This window comes from Caulobacter segnis (assembly GCF_031454995.1).
In the GTDB taxonomy this organism is placed as follows: domain Bacteria; phylum Pseudomonadota; class Alphaproteobacteria; order Caulobacterales; family Caulobacteraceae; genus Caulobacter; species Caulobacter segnis_E.
In genome coordinates this window covers 118,550-133,425 of sequence record NZ_JAVDRV010000009.1, presented here as the reverse complement: position 1 = coordinate 133,425, position 14,876 = coordinate 118,550, and the positions used below count along the sequence as shown (strand labels likewise).

Here is a 14,876-nt window from a genome sequence, read left to right as displayed (position 1 = left end):
GGCGCTAGGTCTTCAGCCACTTGCGGATTCTGCCCCGCGCGTTGGCGTACGGCGACGACGTGTTGAGCTGGATCATCCGGCCCTTCGTCCATTTGTCGTACCAGGGACGGCCGTAAAGTTCGGCGTCGGAGCGCGCCGATATGGTCTCGATCAGGCGCGCCTTGGCCGCGGCCAGCCGCTCCAGTCGCCGCGGCCAGTCCAGCGCGCCGTGGTCGGCGTAGAACTTGCCCGCAAGCTGGCCCAACTGGTTCCACCGAAAGCCCGTCTCGGGGAAGTCGACGGGCTGGCCCCGGTCATCGCGATCCAGCCATTTCAGGACCAGTTCGTTCCAGCCGATCAGATAGGCCACCAAGTCCGCCGGGCTCATCAGCGTCCCGGCGGCATGGCCTGGGAGCGTGGTCTCGTCGACCCGCTCCAGAGGCGTCCGGGCCAAGTCCGCCATCAGCCTGTCGAACGTCAGGTCGATCGCGGCCAACAGTTCGGCCTTGGAGGCGGGAACGGCCACGGCCGTCCCTAAGCCCGCTTGGCCTTCTTGAGATCCGCCACCCGCGCCTTGCGGCGCTCCTCGTGGCGATCCAGCAGCTCCTTCAGGTAGCGGCCGGTCCAGCTGGCCTCGACCTTGGCCACGTCCTGAGGCGAGCCGGTCGCCACGATCTCGCCGCCGCCGTCGCCGCCCTCGGGACCGAAGTCGAGCAGCCAGTCGGCGGTCTTCACGACGTCGAGGTTATGCTCGATCACGACCACGGTGTTGCCCTGGTCGGCCAGCTCGTGCAGCACCTCCAAGAGCTTCTTGGTGTCCTCGAAGTGCAGGCCGGTGGTCGGCTCGTCCAGGATGTACAGCGTGCGGCCTGTGGCGCGGCGCGAAAGCTCCTTGGATAGCTTCACGCGCTGGGCCTCGCCGCCGGACAGGGTCGTGGCCTGCTGGCCGACCTTGATGTAGCTGAGGCCGACGCGCTTGAGCGTCTCCATCTTGTCGCGGATCGGCGGCACGGCCTTGAAGAAGTCGGCGGCCTCCTCGACGGTCATGTCGAGGACGTCGGCGATCGTCTTGCCCTTGAACAGCACGTCCAGGGTCTCGCGGTTGTAGCGCTTGCCCTTGCAGATGTCGCAGGTGACGTAGACGTCCGGCAGGAAGTGCATCTCGATCTTGATGACGCCATCGCCCTGGCAGGCCTCGCAGCGGCCGCCCTTGACGTTGAAGCTGAACCGCCCCGGGCCATAGCCGCGCGCCTTGCTCTCGGGCAGCCCCGCGAACCAGTCGCGGATCGGGCCGAAGGCGCCGGTATAGGTCGCCGGGTTCGAGCGCGGGGTGCGGCCGATCGGCGACTGGTCGATGTCGATGACCTTGTCGAAGTGCTCAAGCCCCTCGATCCGCTCGTGCGGGGCGGGGGCGTCGCTGGCGTTGTTCAGTCGGCGCGCGGCGGCCTTGTAGAGCGTCTCGATCGTGAAGGTCGACTTGCCGCCGCCCGACACGCCGGTGATGCAGGTGAAGGTCCCCACGGGGATCTCGGCCGTGACGCCCTTGAGGTTGTTGCCGGTCGCGCCGACGACCTTCAGCACCTTCTTCTTGCTGATCGGACGGCGTTGTTCGGGCACCTCGATCTCGCGCGCGCCGGTCAGGTACTGGCCGGTGACGCTGTTGGGGTTGGCCATGATCTGCTCGGGCGTGCCCTCGGCGACGATCTCGCCGCCATGGACGCCGGCGGCCGGGCCCATGTCGATCACGTAGTCGGCGGTCAGGATCGCTTCTTCATCGTGCTCGACGACGAGCACCGAATTGCCCAGGTCCCGAAGGCCCTGCAGGGAGGTCAGCAGACGGGTGTTATCGCGCTGGTGCAGGCCGATCGACGGCTCGTCCAGCACGTAGAGCACGCCGGTCAGGCCCGAGCCGATCTGGCTGGCCAGGCGGATGCGCTGGCTCTCGCCGCCCGACAGCGTGCCCGAGCCGCGCGATAGGTTCAGATAGTCCAGGCCCACGTCGACCAGGAACCGCAGGCGATCGTTGATCTCCTTCAGGATCCGCCGGGCGATCTCCATCTGCTTGTCGGTCAGCTTGCCCTCAAGGGCGGTGAACCAGTCGCGGGCCGGGCGGATGGCCAGGTTGGAGACTTCGGCGATGTCCTTGGCGTCGATCTTGACGGCCAGGGCCTCGGGCTTCAGGCGCTTGCCGTGGCAGGTCTCGCACGGGGTGTCGGACTGGTAGCGGCCTAGCTCTTCACGGACCCACGAGCTGTCCGTCTCGCGCCAGCGGCGCTCCAGGTTCGGCAGCACGCCCTCGAAGGGCTTTTCGACCTCGTACTTCCGGGCGTTGTCGTCATAGACGAACTTGATCTTGGTCCCGCGCGAGCCGTTCAGCACCACGTCCTTGGCGTCGGCCGACAGCTTGTGCCACGGCTCGTCCATCGAGAAGCCGTAGTGCCGCGCCAGGGCCTGCAGGGTCTGGGTGTAGAGCGGTGAAGGACCTTTGGCCCAAGGCGCCACCGCGCCCTTGTGCAGGCTCTTGTCCTTGTCGGGGATCACGAGGTCCGCGTCGAAGGCCAGCTTCGCGCCCAGGCCGTCGCAGACCGGGCAGGCGCCCGCCGGATTGTTGAACGAGAACAGGCGCGGCTCGATCTCGGCGATCGTGAAGCCGCTGACCGGACAGGCGAAGCGCTCCGAGAACAGGATACGCTTCGGCTCCTTCTCGCCTTCCTCGATGGTGGCGAACTCGGCCACGGCCAGACCGTCGGCCAGGCGCAGGGCCTGCTCGATGGAGTCGGCCAGGCGCTGCTCCATGTCGGGCTTTGTCACCACGCGGTCCACGACCACGTCGATGTCGTGCTTGAACTTCTTGTCGAGCGCCGGGGCGTCCTCGATCGGATAGAACTCGCCGTCGATCTTCAGCCGCTGGAAGCCGGCCTTCTGCCACTCGGCGATCTCCTTCTTGTACTCGCCCTTGCGGTCGCGAACGACGGGGGCCAGCAGGTAGAGGCGCGTGCCTTCGGGCAGGGCGGTGATCTTGTCGACCATCTGGCTGATGGTCTGGCTCTCGATCGGCAGGCCGGTGGCGGGCGAGTAGGGGACCCCGACCCGCGCCCACAGCAGGCGCATGTAGTCGTGGATCTCGGTCACCGTGCCGACGGTCGAGCGCGGGTTGCGGCTGGTGGTCTTCTGCTCGATCGAGATCGCGGGCGACAGGCCCTCGATCAGGTCGACGTCTGGCTTGCTCATCAGTTCGAGGAACTGACGGGCGTAGGCCGACAGGCTTTCCACGTAGCGACGCTGGCCTTCGGCGTAGATCGTGTCGAAGGCGAGCGACGACTTGCCCGAGCCGGACAGGCCGGTCAGCACGACCAGCTCGCCACGGGGGATGTCGACGCTGACGTCCTTGAGATTGTGCTCACGGGCGCCGCGAACGCGGATGAAGTTCAGTTGCTCGGCCATGTTTTCCGGAACGTTGGGCCGCCCAGTTGGTGGCGGCGCAGCGGCTATATGTAGGGCTCGAACCGCGAATTAACACAAGAACAAGATGCGAACAAATGTCGCGCGCGCGAGGCCTGGCTTCTGCTGACAGCGGATGTCAGCAGGATGGCCGCCGGGGCGCCCGTTTCGAGCCTGGCCATTCGGACTTCCTAAACCGTGTTTGGAAGCAGGTTCTTCAAGGACCGGTGGTCTATCGCTCCATCTTGGGTCGAGTTGTGGCCCGCCGGAGAGGGACTGGAGCCATGGCCAACAAGGAGGTCGCGAGCGCCAATCAGGGGGCCAAGCACGACGCGTTCAACGCCCTGCGCCCGCCCAAGCCGCGTTCGGTGGTCATCGATGGACTGGTGTTCATCAGCGGGGTCGGGGCGCTAGTTTGGGTCCTGTGCGGCATGGCGCCGAACTAGAGGTTCTCTCGACCCCGGGGCGGCTCGACGGGATCACGTGATCTGTCCCGTCGACGAGGCCTAGGGCGAGCCCCCCACCGCGACACCAGGTCGCGGTCGGACGGCGGGGCGCCTTCAAACCGCGACGCCGGAACAGACAACGCGACTAAGTGTACTGATTTCGCGAACAAAATCATAGCGATAAGCGCGGATAGCTCGTCGGGCGGCGAGATAGGGGCCGCCTTCCGGGCGAACGGCGTTGGCCCATCCTGGGGGCGTTCGCTTTTGCTCAACCTTCTTTCGAAGCCGCCTGTTCAGCGTGATTTCTGAAAACGTTTGCGATCGGGCCTGGGGCTCGAGGCCGTCGGAAACACTCTCGTCATGTCGCAGGACTCCGCCAAACAAGACGCCAAGCGCGAGGCCTTCAAGGCCCTGAACGCCGGCAAGCCGCGTTCGGTCATTATCGATGGGCTGGTGTTCCTGGGCGGCGTCGGGTCGCTGCTCTGGGTCCTGCGCAACATGACACCCTAGGCGCGGTCGATCCGCGCCGCGTAGCAGCCCCACTTGGCGTAGTGGGCGTGCAGATAGGCGATCTCCGGATCCTCGAACAATCGCTCGATCAAGGCCCCCGCCGCCGCGCCCTCGGCCATGTCGGCGGCGCGCATCATCCCGCTGGCGTCGAACGCGCGCAGGGACAGCAGGCGACGCTTCAACGCCGGCGGTATCTCGTCGACCGTCGAGACGGGCTCGACGCCTTCGCGCACGAAGATCGCGTGGCTGGCGCGGAACGGCGTCGGCGCCGGCTGGTGCTCGTAGTTGACCAGGATCAGGGTCTCGCCCGGCCGCGCGTCGTCCAGGCTGACGCGGCAGGGAAAGCCCAGCGGCGCGTCGGCGATCATGCGGCGCGCGCCCCGCGCGGCCAGGGCCTCGTCATCCATCTGGAACAAGGGCGCGAAGGGCTCGGCGGGCAGGCTGGTGACGGTGTAGGACATGTCTTCAACTCCTTTTTGTCGCCGACGTTCTCGCGCGGCGCGCCTCGGCGAGACACCCGATCCTTGCGCTCGGCCCAGCTTGCCGCTTGCCGGCGACGGGCGTAGACACCTCGCCATCCCACCGATGGAGGCTCCCATGATCAGCAAGACGGAACACCGCTTCGTCCTTCCCGTTTCCCTGACCGTGGGGTCGCATGTCCTTCGTCACCCTGGATTCCGTTTCCGCCGCCACGCCTGACGGCCGGCTTCTCTTCGAAAACCTGGATCTTTCCATCGGGGCCGAGCGCATCGGCCTGGTGGGTCGCAACGGCGCGGGCAAGTCCACCTTGCTGGCGTTGATCGCCGGCATGCGCCCGCCGTTGGCCGGAACGGTCTCGCGCACCGGCGCGGTGGCCATGCTGGAGCAGTCACCCGACCTCGCCACCGCGCGGCTCGTCGACCTGCTGGGCGTCGGCGAGGCGTGGGATCGGCTGGCGCGCATCGAGCGCGGCGAGGGGGACGAGGCCGACCTCGCCGAGGCGGACTGGGATCTGCCCGCGCGGCTTGAACAAGCCATGGCCGAGGTGGGCCTGGGCGACTTCGCGCCGGAGCGCTCCGCGACGGCGCTCTCGGGCGGGGAGGCGACGCGGGCCGGCCTCGCGCGGTTGCTGATCGCTCGGCCCGACGTGCTGCTGCTGGACGAGCCGACCAACAATCTCGACGCGGCGGCGCGGGAGCTGGTGGGCCGGATCCTGTCCCGCTGGCGCGGCGGGGCGGTGGTGGTCAGCCACGACCGGTCGCTGCTGCGCGGCATGGATCGGATCGTCGAGCTCTCGGCGCTCGGCGCGTGGTCCTACGGCGGCGGCTACGACCTCTACGCCGAGCGCAAGGCGCTGGAGGCCGAGGCCGCCCAGCGCGATCTGGACCATGCCGAGCGCGAGGTTCGCCGGGTGGCCCGCGAGGTCCAGGTCGCCCGTGAGCGCAAGGACCGCCGCGACGCGAACGGCCGCCGCTTCGCCGACCGGGGCGGGACGCCAAAGATCCTGCTGGGGATGATGGCCGAGCGGGCCGAGGCCAGCCGCGCCAAGGAGGGCGTGCTAGCGGGCAAGCTGGCCGCCCAGGCCGAGGACGCCCGCGCCGCCGCCGAGGCGCGGGTGGAGCGGGCCCGCGTGCTGGGCTTCGACCTGCCGTCCAGCGGCCTGCCGGAGGGACGCTCGGTCCTGACGTTCGACGCGGTGCGCTTCGCCTGGCCGGGCGGGCGGGCCGTTTTCGAGGGTCTGTCGTTCCAGATGACCGGACCCGAACGCCTGGCGGTTCTGGGAGCGAACGGTTCGGGCAAGACCACCTTGATCCGCCTGGCGACGGGCCAGCTCGCGCCGAGCACGGGCGAGGTTCGGCGCCAGGTTCCGTTCGCCCTGCTGGACCAGCGCGCGGCGCTGCTGGACGACGACCAGTCGATCCTGGAGAACTTCCGCCGCCTGAATCCCGGAGCCAGCGTGAACGACGCCCACGCGGTCCTGGCGCGGTTCCTGTTCCGCAACGCCGCCGCCCTGCGGGCCGCCGGCACGCTCAGCGGGGGAGAGCGCCTGCGCGCCGCCCTGGCTTGCGTGCTGTGCGCGGCGACGCCGCCGCAACTGCTGATCCTGGACGAGCCGACCAATCACCTGGACCTCGACTCCGTGCGGGCGGTCGAGGCGGCGCTGGCCGGATACGATGGAGCGCTGCTGGTGGTGAGCCATGACCAGGACTTCCTGGAGGCGATCGGCGTCGACCGACGGATCACGCTGAAAAGCCCGTGACGCGTCGCCTCGAGTTCGTTACGACTATGTGACCGGTAACATTGGGCATGATCCGATGATCCGAACGCAGGGCGAGGACGAGATGAACGAGCGTCGGGACCACCCGCTGAGGGTGACATTGAGCGAGCTGATGCACCTGCGGGCGCTGCCGCTGGACCGGGCGCCGGTCCGCCTGCGCCAGTGGGTGTTCCTGGTCGAGCCTTCCGACCGCGACGCCGAGGCGGCCTTCGTCGGGCTGTTCGCGCCGGGGCAGGACGCCGGGCTCGGCCGCGCCGTGAGCGTCGGCGACGACGGGGGCTGGCTGTGGGAGCGGCATCAGGAGTTCTCGACCTGGACCTGGTTCGCCTATGGCGCGCTGGGCGAAGAGCTCGGCTTCCAGCCGGAGGCGGACGAGCGCTTCTTCTGGCTGCACGGCGCGCCGGGGCAGGTGTTCCGGGGCGTCGAGATTTCCGTCGGGGCGGCCGATGATCCGCCGCCCAGCGACGCCGCGCTCAGCCGCCACATCGACCTGCGCCGGTGCGTCTCGTGCGAGGTGTTCGACGGCGCGGCGCGGATCTGGACCGATTTCCGCCTGCGCGAGGGCGGGGCGGGGCGCATTCACGTCCACAACCTGGGCCTGGCCAATGACGAGGTCTCGCGCCTGGTCCAGACGCTGCTCGAGATCGGCAACTACCGGAAGCTGGCCCTGCTGGGCTTCGCCCCGGCTCGCGAGACCCTGGCCTGGCTGGATGGCGCCGAGGCGCGGCTGGCGGCGATCACCGGTGACCTCGCGGCCGGGCAGGACAGCCAGGGCGTGCTCGACCACCTCCTGGCGCTGTCGGCCGAGGTGGAGGCCCGCGCGGCGACCAGCCGCTTTCGGCGAGGCGCGACGGAGTCTTACCACCAGCTGACGCTCGACCGCCTGGAGGCCCTGCGTGAGCGGCGGCTGCCGGGCCACTCGACCATGAGCGAGTTCATCGCCCGGCGCCTCCTGCCGGCCATGCGCACGCGGGAGGCGGCGGACCGGCGGCTGGACGACCTGTCCCAGCGCGTGGCGCGTTGCGGCGATCTGCTGCGCGCCAAGCTGGGCCTGGCCCAGGACCGCCAGAACCAGGAGACCCTGCGCGGCATGGACGCCAGCCTGCAGTTGCAGACCAAGCTGCAGGGCCTGGTCGAGGGTCTGTCGATCTTCGCCGTCGGCTACTACGTGCTGGGTCTGCTGGGCTATCTGCTGAAACCCTGGCTGCACGGTTGGCCGGGCGGCGAGTGGGTGCTGGCGGGCCTGGTCCCTCTGGTGCTGATCGGCGTGGCCGCGAGCCTGCATCGGCGCAAGAAGCGCTTGATCGAAGACGAGCGGCCGTAAGGCGCCTATAGAGCGCGGATGGACATCGACGCCTTCATCCGGGCGAACCTGCCACTGGAGCCCGTCTCGGGCGCGCCGGAGATCCGCCTGCACCGGGCCGGTCCGCGAAGCGGGCTGATGCGTCTGGCCGAAGCCGATCCCGATTTCGGCTCGCCGTACTGGGCGCGCTGCTGGGGCGGCGGCCTGGCCTTGGCGCGGCACGTGCTCGATCATCCGGAGACCGTCGTCGGAAAGCGCGTGCTCGACCTTGGCGCCGGCTCGGGCCTGGTGGCGATCGCGGCGATGAAGGCGGGCGCGACCAGAGCCTTGGCGGTCGACGTCGATCCCTACGCGATCGCCGCCGCGCGCCTCAACGCCGAGGCAAACGCGGTGATCGTGGAGGCGCGGTTGGCGGACCTGACCCGGGGCGGGCCGCCGGCGGACGTCGATCTGATGCTGGTGGGGGATCTCTTCTACGATCCCGAACTCGCCCGGAGCGTGACGCCTTTCCTGGAGCGCTGCGCGGCGGCGGGCATGGGGGTGCTGATCGGCGACCCCTGGCGGGCCCATCTTCCGACCGACCGTCTCGCCATGGTGGCGGAGTATCCGGTCGCCGACTTCGGCGATCCCAGCGGCGTCTCGCGAGACGCCGCCGTCTTCTCGCTCGGGATCTAGGCCCGACGGTTCAGGGTGATCGCCGCGCCCATCGCCGGGCGGTCATTGACCATGCCGCCGGCGCCGTAGGTCGTGGCCGGCGCGGCGCGTTGGTTGGCGATTTCCTCGGCCACGGCGCGGACCAGGCCCTCGGTGACCGTCCGGGCGGCGTCGACCGCGCGAGCCTGGCGCGCCAGCACGGCGTCGAAGGCCTCGGTCGCGCGCTTCAGATGCTGGCGCAGCTCCAGGCGAGCCGCCTCGATCAGGGCGATATTGGCCCGAACCCGCATCGACTCGTGTCGATAGACATTGGCCAGCTTGGCCGTCTCTTCGATGTACTGCGCCGCCTCATGCGGTCGACGGTTCTCGAAGGCCTGGGCCTCCTTGGCGATCAGGTCTGTCAGGCGTTCGGTCAACAGGATCAGCTGGTGGACGCGATCGTCGGCGTCGACGGCGGCGATGGCCATGGCGGTTACTCCTTCAGGCCCTGAAGCTTCAGCATTTCGCGTTCGACGGTGGGGGCCAGGCCGATGCCGCCGGCCCGGGTGACCTGCTTGGCCATCGCCTCGGCCATCACCGACTTGAACATCTCCTCGCCCTGACCGCCGCCGAACGGCTCGGAGGTTTTCACGCCCTCGAACATCTGCTGCATCATCACCGACAGGAACGAGGCCTCGAAGTTCTGGGCCGTCTCCTTGATCTTGCCGCGCTTGGCCAGCTCGGCGGCCGAGGCCGCGGTCGACTTGGCCCCGAGCGTGGCGACGTCGGGCGTGACGGGCGAGAGGGAGAAGGCGCTCATCACATCACCTCGATGTCGGCTTGCAGGGCGCCCGCGGCCTTCACGGCCTGCAGGATCGAGATCATGTCGCGCGGGGTGACGCCCAGGGCGTTCAGGCCGCCGACCAGGCTCTTGAGCGAGGGCGAGCCGCCCAGGGTGAGTAGCTTCTTACCCTTCTCCTCCTCGACGTTGACCGTCGACTGCGGGACGATCGCGGTTTGACCCTGGCTGAACGGGGCCGGCTGGCTGACCGCCGGGGTCTCCTGGACGCTGATCGTCAGGTTGCCTTGGGCGATCGCGACCTGGCTGATGCGCACGTCGTCGCCCATGACGATGACGCCGGCGACCTCGTCGATCACCACCTTGGCCGGGAAGTCGGGCTCGACCTCCAGGTTCTCGATGTTGGTCATGAAGCTGATCATGTCCATGCCGGGCGGCGGACGCACCGCGACGATGGTCGGGTTCTGGGCCTGGGCGCAGCTGGGAAACTTCTTGTTGATGGCGTCGGCGATCCGGCGGGCGGTGGTGAAGTCCGGATTGCGCAGGGTCATGCGCAGGATGTCCATATTGACCATCTGGAAGCCGGTCTCGCGCTCGATGATGCCGCCCGAGGCGATGCGGCCAGCGGTCGGCACGCCCTTGGTGACCGAGCTGCCCGAGGCGCCGCCGGCCGAGATCGAACCGGTCTGCACCGTGCCCTGGGCGACGGCGTAGGTCTGGCCGTCCGCGCCTTGCAGGCTGGTCACCAGCAGGGTGCCGCCCAGCAGGCTCTTGGCGTCGCCCAAGGCCGAGACGGTGACGTCCAGCTTCGAACCGGCGGCCGAGAAGGGCGGCAGGCTGGCCGTCACCATGACCGTGGCGGTGTTCTTGGTGTTCAGGGTCGCGTCGCGGACGTTGACGCCCTGGCGCTCCAGCATCGCTTCCAGGCTCTGCTTGGTCATCGGGGCGTTGCGCAGGGAGTCGCCGGTGCCGTTCAGGCCCACGACGACGCCGTAGCCGACCAGTTGGTTCTCGCGAACGCCCTCGAAGGCGACGATGTCCTTGATGCGCGACTTGGCGAAGGCCGGCGCGGCGACCAGGGCGGAGGCGGCGACCAGGGCGGTCAGAACCGGGCGAAGAACGGTGCGAAAGAGTGAACGCGGCATGGCAGTCCCGTTGCGGGGAAACGTCCCCGCGCCGCCCCATGCCAGAACCGGGCCAGTTTCAAGCGCTTGTGACTCAAGGGATTCTCGGCGCGGCGGTGGTCAGGCCGGCGCCTCGCGGCAGATTCTGCCCGGCATTAACCATACTTCAAGCGCGCAAACCGACTATGATTGTGCGACGAGACAAGTGACTCGCGTGTCTGAGCTTTTGGAGCTTGTCGGATGAAGGTTTCCAGCACGGGGGGCGTAGGGGCGGCGGGGCCGTCCCGAGCCAAGTCCTCTGGCGGCGCTTCGAACTTCTCCCTGCCATCGGTCAACGCCGCCAGCGGCGCGGCCAGCACGGCCTCGGTCGGCGGCCTGTCGGGCGTCGGCTCGGTCGACGCGCTTTTGGCCCTGCAGGCGGCCGGCGCGGTCGGCGATCCCCTGGAGCGCAAGAAGCGGGCGGTGCGTCGCGCCGACCATATCCTCGACATCCTGGGCGAGGTGCGAATCGCCCTGATCGACGGGGACATCCCGCACGCGACGCTGGCCAACCTCCAGCGCGCGATTCGCGAGCAGCGGGACAAGACCGACGATCCCCGACTCGAAGGCGTGCTCAACGAGATCGAGACTCGCGCCGCCGTCGAGCTGGCCAAGCTGCAAGTCAGGGGCGGCTGAGATGGCGGGGACCGGATGCGCGAATGTTTCCCGGCCCCGCGACGCTTGGCGTTCTCGCGCGTTTTACACTCGTCCATGCCGTCGTTCGGGACGCTCGATGAAGGCGGTTTTCGCTCTTCATGCGAGGTTCATTGAACGCGGCTCACCTTTTGGTATAAGCACCCGGCCTTTGAGGGCTGAGTTCATTGGGGCGTGAGGCGTTAATGCAGACGGCCACTGTTCTAGTCGAGAAGTCCGATTACCGTCCTTCCGAGGACGAACCGTTCATGAATGAGCGGCAGCTTGAGTATTTCAAGAACAAGTTGCTGGCCTGGAAGGAAGAGATCCTCCGCGAATCTCGCGAGACGGTGACCCATCTCCAGAAAGAAACCGAGAACCACGCCGATCTCGCCGATCGCGCGTCCTCGGAAACTGACCGAGCCCTTGAGCTCCGCACCCGCGACCGCCAACGAAAGCTGATCTCCAAGATCGACCAGGCCCTGCGCCGAGTCGAGGACGGCTCCTACGGCTACTGCGAGGAGACCGGCGAGCCGATCGGCCTCGCCCGCCTGGAAGCCCGTCCGACGGCGACCATGAGCGTGGAAGCCCAGGAGCGTCACGAGCGCCGCGAACGCGTCCACCGCGACGACTAAGCGTCCGCTTCGGCGACTATGTGTTTTCGAGCGGCCTCGGGGGAAACTCCGGGGCCGCTTTTGTTTGGTGGGCGGAAGGTCGGCTTTCGACCCTTTGCGGACCTTGTACGAAACCCCTCTCTCTTAGAGAGAGGGAGGGGCCCAAGCGAAGCTTGGGAGGGTGAGTGGTTACGCCGTCAGCCGGCGTGCCGGCACAGAGTCCCCAGTCGCGCCAGAACCGTCCCCGGGCTTCGCCTACCCTCTCACCCTCCCACGCCTGCGGCGAGGGCCCCTCCCTCTCTCCATGAGAGAGGGATTTGGAACGGCGGCAATCCACCCATAGCCAACCTTGATCACCCCATGACGGATCGGCCTACCACAGCGTCTTGGCCGCCCGCTCGGCCCAGCCCGCGTCGTAGGCCTCGCCGCCGACCTCGCCGGCCGTGAAGGCCGCCAGCATGGCGCCGGGGGAGGGCAGGGTCGTCGGGTCGATCTGACTTTCGGCCTTCCACAGGCCCGAACGCACGATGGCGCGGGCGCATTGGAAATAGGCCTCGTCGACCGTGATCACCGTCACCGTGCGCGGCGCCTTGCCGTCGACGGCGAAGCTTTCGAGCAGGGCGGGATCGGCGCTCAGCTTGGCGCGGCCGTTGACGCGGAAGGTCGTGCCCGAACCGGGGATCAGGAACAGCAGCGCCACGCGTGGGTCGCGGACGATGTTGCGCAGGGTGTCGAGGCGATTGTTGCCGCGTCGGTCGGGCAGCATCAGGGTCTTGGGATCGGCGATGCGGACGAAGCCGGGCAGGTCGCCGCGCGGACTGCAGTCCAGGCCTTCCGGACCTACGGTGGCCAGGGCCACGAACGGCGAGGCTTCGATCAAGGCCGCGTAGTGCGGGGTGATGCGGTCGCTGACCTTGACCTGGGAGGCCGGGAGGGGGGCGGGCTGATACAGCGCCTCCAAGGCCTCGATCGTGGTGATGTCCATCGCGTGTCCTCCCCGCCAGAGCTTACGAGGGAGGTCGGCGGGCGGCAAATCAACTGGCGAAGGCGCTGGCGCAGGCCTCGGCCAGGTGGCGCGGCGAGATCGGCTTGTCGACGATGGGCTTGAAGCGGCCCTTGAGCTGGTCGGCGTTACCCGTGACATAGACGACCGGAATGTGGCCCAGACGACTTTGGATGGCCTCCACGGCCTCGACGCCAGTCCCTCCGACGATGCGATAGTCCGCGGTGATCAAGTCGGGAGGATGAGCGACCGCCAGGGCCAAGGCGTCGGCTGGGCAATCGGCGATGTCGAAGCTGGTGAAGCCTTGTTCGGCAAGAAGAGCCTCGACCTCGAAGGCCACGAGGATTTCATCCTCGATGATCAATACATGTCGGGCCTTTGCGTGCACGGTCATTGCCGCTGCTTTCTATCGAGTCCCTCGCCATATCAATGACGGTCGGCGCTCGCGCGCCAGTCGCGTTTTCGTGATCGAGAATGCCGCCTTGGTTGAGTGACTTCCCGGCGGGGCCTGCATGGACCGTCAAGCCGCGCTAGAGCCCGTCGGGTTTAAGTGTGAGCGGCCAAACGGCGCGAACGCGCTCTAAGTGTATGAATTAGAGCCTGTTTATCCGGTTTAGATGGTTCCATCCAAGCCGGACAGGCTCTATGCAGGACGAAACAAACAAAATCCGCAGGAGCGCCTTCGTCGATGTCCCAACCCTTGATTCTGACCGAGAAGCGCGGCCACGTCGCCATCCTGTCCCTGAACCGCCCCGACGCGATGAACGCCCTGGGCGCGCCTGGCGACGGCGACCAGGTGGCGGCCGCCTGCGAGGCGATCAACGACGACCAGGAGATCCGCTGCGTGATCCTGACGGGCGCGGGCAAGGCCTTCTCGGCCGGCGGCGACGTCAAGGCGATGAAGGCCCGCGAGGGCGCCTTCGCCGGCAACGGCGTGGCGGTGCGCGACGGCTATCGCAAGAACATCCATCGCATCGTGCGGGCGATCTACGGCCTGGAGGTCCCGTCGATCGCGGCCGTGAACGGCGCGGCGATCGGCCTGGGCTGCGACGTGGCCTGCATGACCGACATCCGCATCGCCGCCGATACGGCCAAGTTCGGCGTCACCTTCCTGAAGCTGGGTTTGATCCCCGGCGACGGCGGCGCCTGGCTGATGCCGCGCACGATTGGCATGAGCCGCGCGGCCGAGCTGCTGTTCACCGGCGACGTGATCGACGCGGCCAAGGCGGCCGAGTGGGGCCTGGTCAGCAAGGCCGTGCCGCACGCCGATCTGATGGGCGAGGCGATGGCCTTGGCCGAGCGGATCGCCCAGCAGCCGCCGCACGCCCTGCGCATGGCCAAGAGCCTGCTCAAGCACGGCCAGACCGCCAGCTACGACACCCTGATGGAAATGAGCGCCGCCGCCCAGGCCATCGCCCACCACACCGAGGACCACATGGAAGGCGTCGAGGCGATCCTCGAAAAGCGCGCTCCGGTCTTCAAGGGCGCTTGAGCATGGGCAAGGAAGCCAGCGGCGTCTGGGGGCAGCTCTCCGACGGCGAGAGCGAGGGCAAGCTGCTGTGGGAGCCGCCGAAGCTGATCTTCCGCGGGGCCTATCGCGGCATCTATCAGGGTCACGCCCTGAAGAACGTCCGCGTCGAGGGCGATGACCTGGTGCTGAGCGACGGCACGCGCTTCACGCTCGACCCCGGCCAGGCCGAGAAGTGGGTCCACGCCATCCTCAACCCGCCCTCGCGCCTCGACAAGCTGGGCGTGAAGCCGGGCATGACGGTGGTGATCGACGGCGTCGAGGACGAGGCGTTCCTCGAGGAGTTGGGCGCGCGCGTCGAGCCGGTCGAGGCCGAGGAGGGGATCGACATCCTGTTCCTGGCCGCCGAGGACCTGGCCGACCTCGAGCGCATGGACGACTGGAAGGGCGCGCTGGCCGACAAGGGCGCGATCTGGGTGGTCGCTCAGAAGGGCAAGGGCGCGCCGCTCAAGGACACCGACATCCTGGGCGCGGCGCGCGGCATGGGCTTCTCGGACACCAAGGTGTGCGGGTTCTCGCGGACCCACACGGCCTTGCGGTTCGTGAAGCGCAAAGGCGGCTAGCGCG

General features: G+C 68.3%; 18 protein-coding genes. 10 read left to right on the top strand and 8 right to left on the bottom strand.

Annotated features, from left to right (window positions below; translation table 11 throughout):
• Positions 1-4: 4 nt before the first annotated feature.
• Both J2728_RS21835 and uvrA read right to left on the bottom strand, forming a co-directional pair.
• Positions 5-505 (bottom strand): ClbS/DfsB family four-helix bundle protein, encoded by a 501-nt coding sequence (locus J2728_RS21835; protein ID WP_310002302.1) that lies wholly within the window; start codon positions 503-505, stop codon positions 5-7.
• Positions 506-513: 8 nt separating this feature from the next.
• Positions 514-3,423 carry an excinuclease ABC subunit UvrA gene (gene uvrA, locus J2728_RS21830; RefSeq protein WP_310002301.1) on the bottom strand — a complete coding sequence of 970 codons (2,910 nt, stop codon included), beginning with the start codon at positions 3,421-3,423 and terminating at the stop codon, positions 514-516.
• Between the two features lie 281 nt (positions 3,424-3,704).
• Here uvrA and J2728_RS21825 point away from each other — a divergent pair, with 281 nt between their 5' ends.
• Together J2728_RS21825 and J2728_RS21820 are read left to right on the top strand one after the other, a co-directional pair.
• Positions 3,705-3,866 carry a hypothetical protein gene (locus J2728_RS21825; RefSeq protein ID WP_310002300.1) on the top strand — a complete coding sequence of 54 codons (162 nt, stop codon included), beginning with the start codon at positions 3,705-3,707 and terminating at the stop codon, positions 3,864-3,866.
• 360 nt (positions 3,867-4,226) lie between these two features.
• The gene (locus J2728_RS21820) at positions 4,227-4,376 is read left to right on the top strand and encodes a hypothetical protein (RefSeq protein ID WP_310002299.1); all 150 of its coding nucleotides are present in this window, start codon (positions 4,227-4,229) and stop codon (positions 4,374-4,376) included.
• Here J2728_RS21820 and J2728_RS21815 read toward each other — a convergent pair.
• On the bottom strand, positions 4,373-4,837 hold the full coding sequence (locus J2728_RS21815; RefSeq protein WP_310002298.1) for a DUF1203 domain-containing protein: 465 nt from the start codon (positions 4,835-4,837) through the stop codon (positions 4,373-4,375). The two genes, J2728_RS21820 and J2728_RS21815, sit on opposite strands and share 4 nt — an antisense overlap.
• A 124-nt stretch (positions 4,838-4,961) precedes the next feature.
• Between J2728_RS21815 and J2728_RS21810 the strand changes: the two genes are divergently transcribed.
• From J2728_RS21810 to J2728_RS21795, 4 genes are read left to right on the top strand one after another with little or no spacing between them, the layout of a single operon-like run.
• Positions 4,962-5,075: a hypothetical protein gene (locus tag J2728_RS21810; protein ID WP_310002334.1), complete on the top strand. Its 114-nt coding sequence runs from the start codon at positions 4,962-4,964 to the stop codon at positions 5,073-5,075.
• Positions 5,032-6,615, top strand: a complete 1,584-nt coding sequence (locus tag J2728_RS21805; protein WP_310002297.1) for an ABC-F family ATP-binding cassette domain-containing protein — start codon at positions 5,032-5,034, stop codon at positions 6,613-6,615. Before J2728_RS21810 ends, J2728_RS21805 begins: the two co-directional genes overlap by 44 nt.
• 55 nt (positions 6,616-6,670) lie before the next feature.
• The gene (locus J2728_RS21800; RefSeq protein WP_310002295.1) at positions 6,671-7,957 is read left to right on the top strand and encodes a DUF3422 domain-containing protein; all 1,287 of its coding nucleotides are present in this window, start codon (positions 6,671-6,673) and stop codon (positions 7,955-7,957) included.
• 18 nt (positions 7,958-7,975) lie between these two features.
• Positions 7,976-8,611, top strand: coding sequence for a class I SAM-dependent methyltransferase (locus J2728_RS21795; RefSeq protein ID WP_310002293.1), 636 nt, complete (start codon positions 7,976-7,978; stop codon positions 8,609-8,611).
• Here J2728_RS21795 and J2728_RS21790 read toward each other — a convergent pair.
• The 3 genes from J2728_RS21790 to J2728_RS21780 are packed head-to-tail and all read right to left on the bottom strand — an operon-like array spanning position 8,608 to position 10,513.
• On the bottom strand, positions 8,608-9,057 hold the full coding sequence (locus J2728_RS21790; protein ID WP_310002291.1) for a flagellar basal body protein: 450 nt from the start codon (positions 9,055-9,057) through the stop codon (positions 8,608-8,610). The two genes, J2728_RS21795 and J2728_RS21790, sit on opposite strands and share 4 nt — an antisense overlap.
• A gap of 5 nt (positions 9,058-9,062) precedes the next feature.
• On the bottom strand, positions 9,063-9,389 hold the full coding sequence (locus J2728_RS21785; RefSeq protein ID WP_310002289.1) for a rod-binding protein: 327 nt from the start codon (positions 9,387-9,389) through the stop codon (positions 9,063-9,065).
• Entirely contained in the window at positions 9,389-10,513 is a 1,125-nt protein-coding gene (locus J2728_RS21780) for a flagellar basal body P-ring protein FlgI (RefSeq protein ID WP_310002287.1), read from the bottom strand. Before J2728_RS21780 ends, J2728_RS21785 begins: the two co-directional genes overlap by 1 nt.
• A 219-nt stretch (positions 10,514-10,732) precedes the next feature.
• Between J2728_RS21780 and fliX the strand changes: the two genes are divergently transcribed.
• Positions 10,733-11,167 (top strand): flagellar assembly regulator FliX, encoded by a 435-nt coding sequence (fliX, locus tag J2728_RS21775; protein ID WP_310002285.1) that lies wholly within the window; start codon positions 10,733-10,735, stop codon positions 11,165-11,167.
• 203 nt (positions 11,168-11,370) lie between these two features.
• Positions 11,371-11,799 carry an RNA polymerase-binding protein DksA gene (gene dksA / locus J2728_RS21770; RefSeq protein ID WP_099538523.1) on the top strand — a complete coding sequence of 143 codons (429 nt, stop codon included), beginning with the start codon at positions 11,371-11,373 and terminating at the stop codon, positions 11,797-11,799.
• Positions 11,800-12,151: 352 nt separating this feature from the next.
• On the opposite strand, the gene J2728_RS21765 is transcribed toward dksA, so the two are convergent.
• The gene (locus J2728_RS21765; RefSeq protein WP_310002284.1) at positions 12,152-12,763 is read right to left on the bottom strand and encodes a pyridoxamine 5'-phosphate oxidase family protein; all 612 of its coding nucleotides are present in this window, start codon (positions 12,761-12,763) and stop codon (positions 12,152-12,154) included.
• 49 nt (positions 12,764-12,812) lie between these two features.
• Complete coding sequence (locus tag J2728_RS21760) at positions 12,813-13,175, bottom strand: response regulator (protein ID WP_310002283.1); 363 nt, start codon at positions 13,173-13,175, stop codon at positions 12,813-12,815.
• Positions 13,176-13,469: 294 nt separating this feature from the next.
• On the opposite strand from J2728_RS21760, the gene J2728_RS21755 reads away from it, so the two are divergent.
• Both J2728_RS21755 and J2728_RS21750 read left to right on the top strand, forming a co-directional pair.
• Positions 13,470-14,273, top strand: coding sequence for a crotonase/enoyl-CoA hydratase family protein (locus tag J2728_RS21755; protein WP_310002282.1), 804 nt, complete (start codon positions 13,470-13,472; stop codon positions 14,271-14,273).
• Between the two features lie 2 nt (positions 14,274-14,275).
• On the top strand, positions 14,276-14,872 hold the full coding sequence (locus J2728_RS21750) for a DUF3052 domain-containing protein (protein ID WP_310002281.1): 597 nt from the start codon (positions 14,276-14,278) through the stop codon (positions 14,870-14,872).
• Positions 14,873-14,876 lie beyond the last annotated feature (4 nt).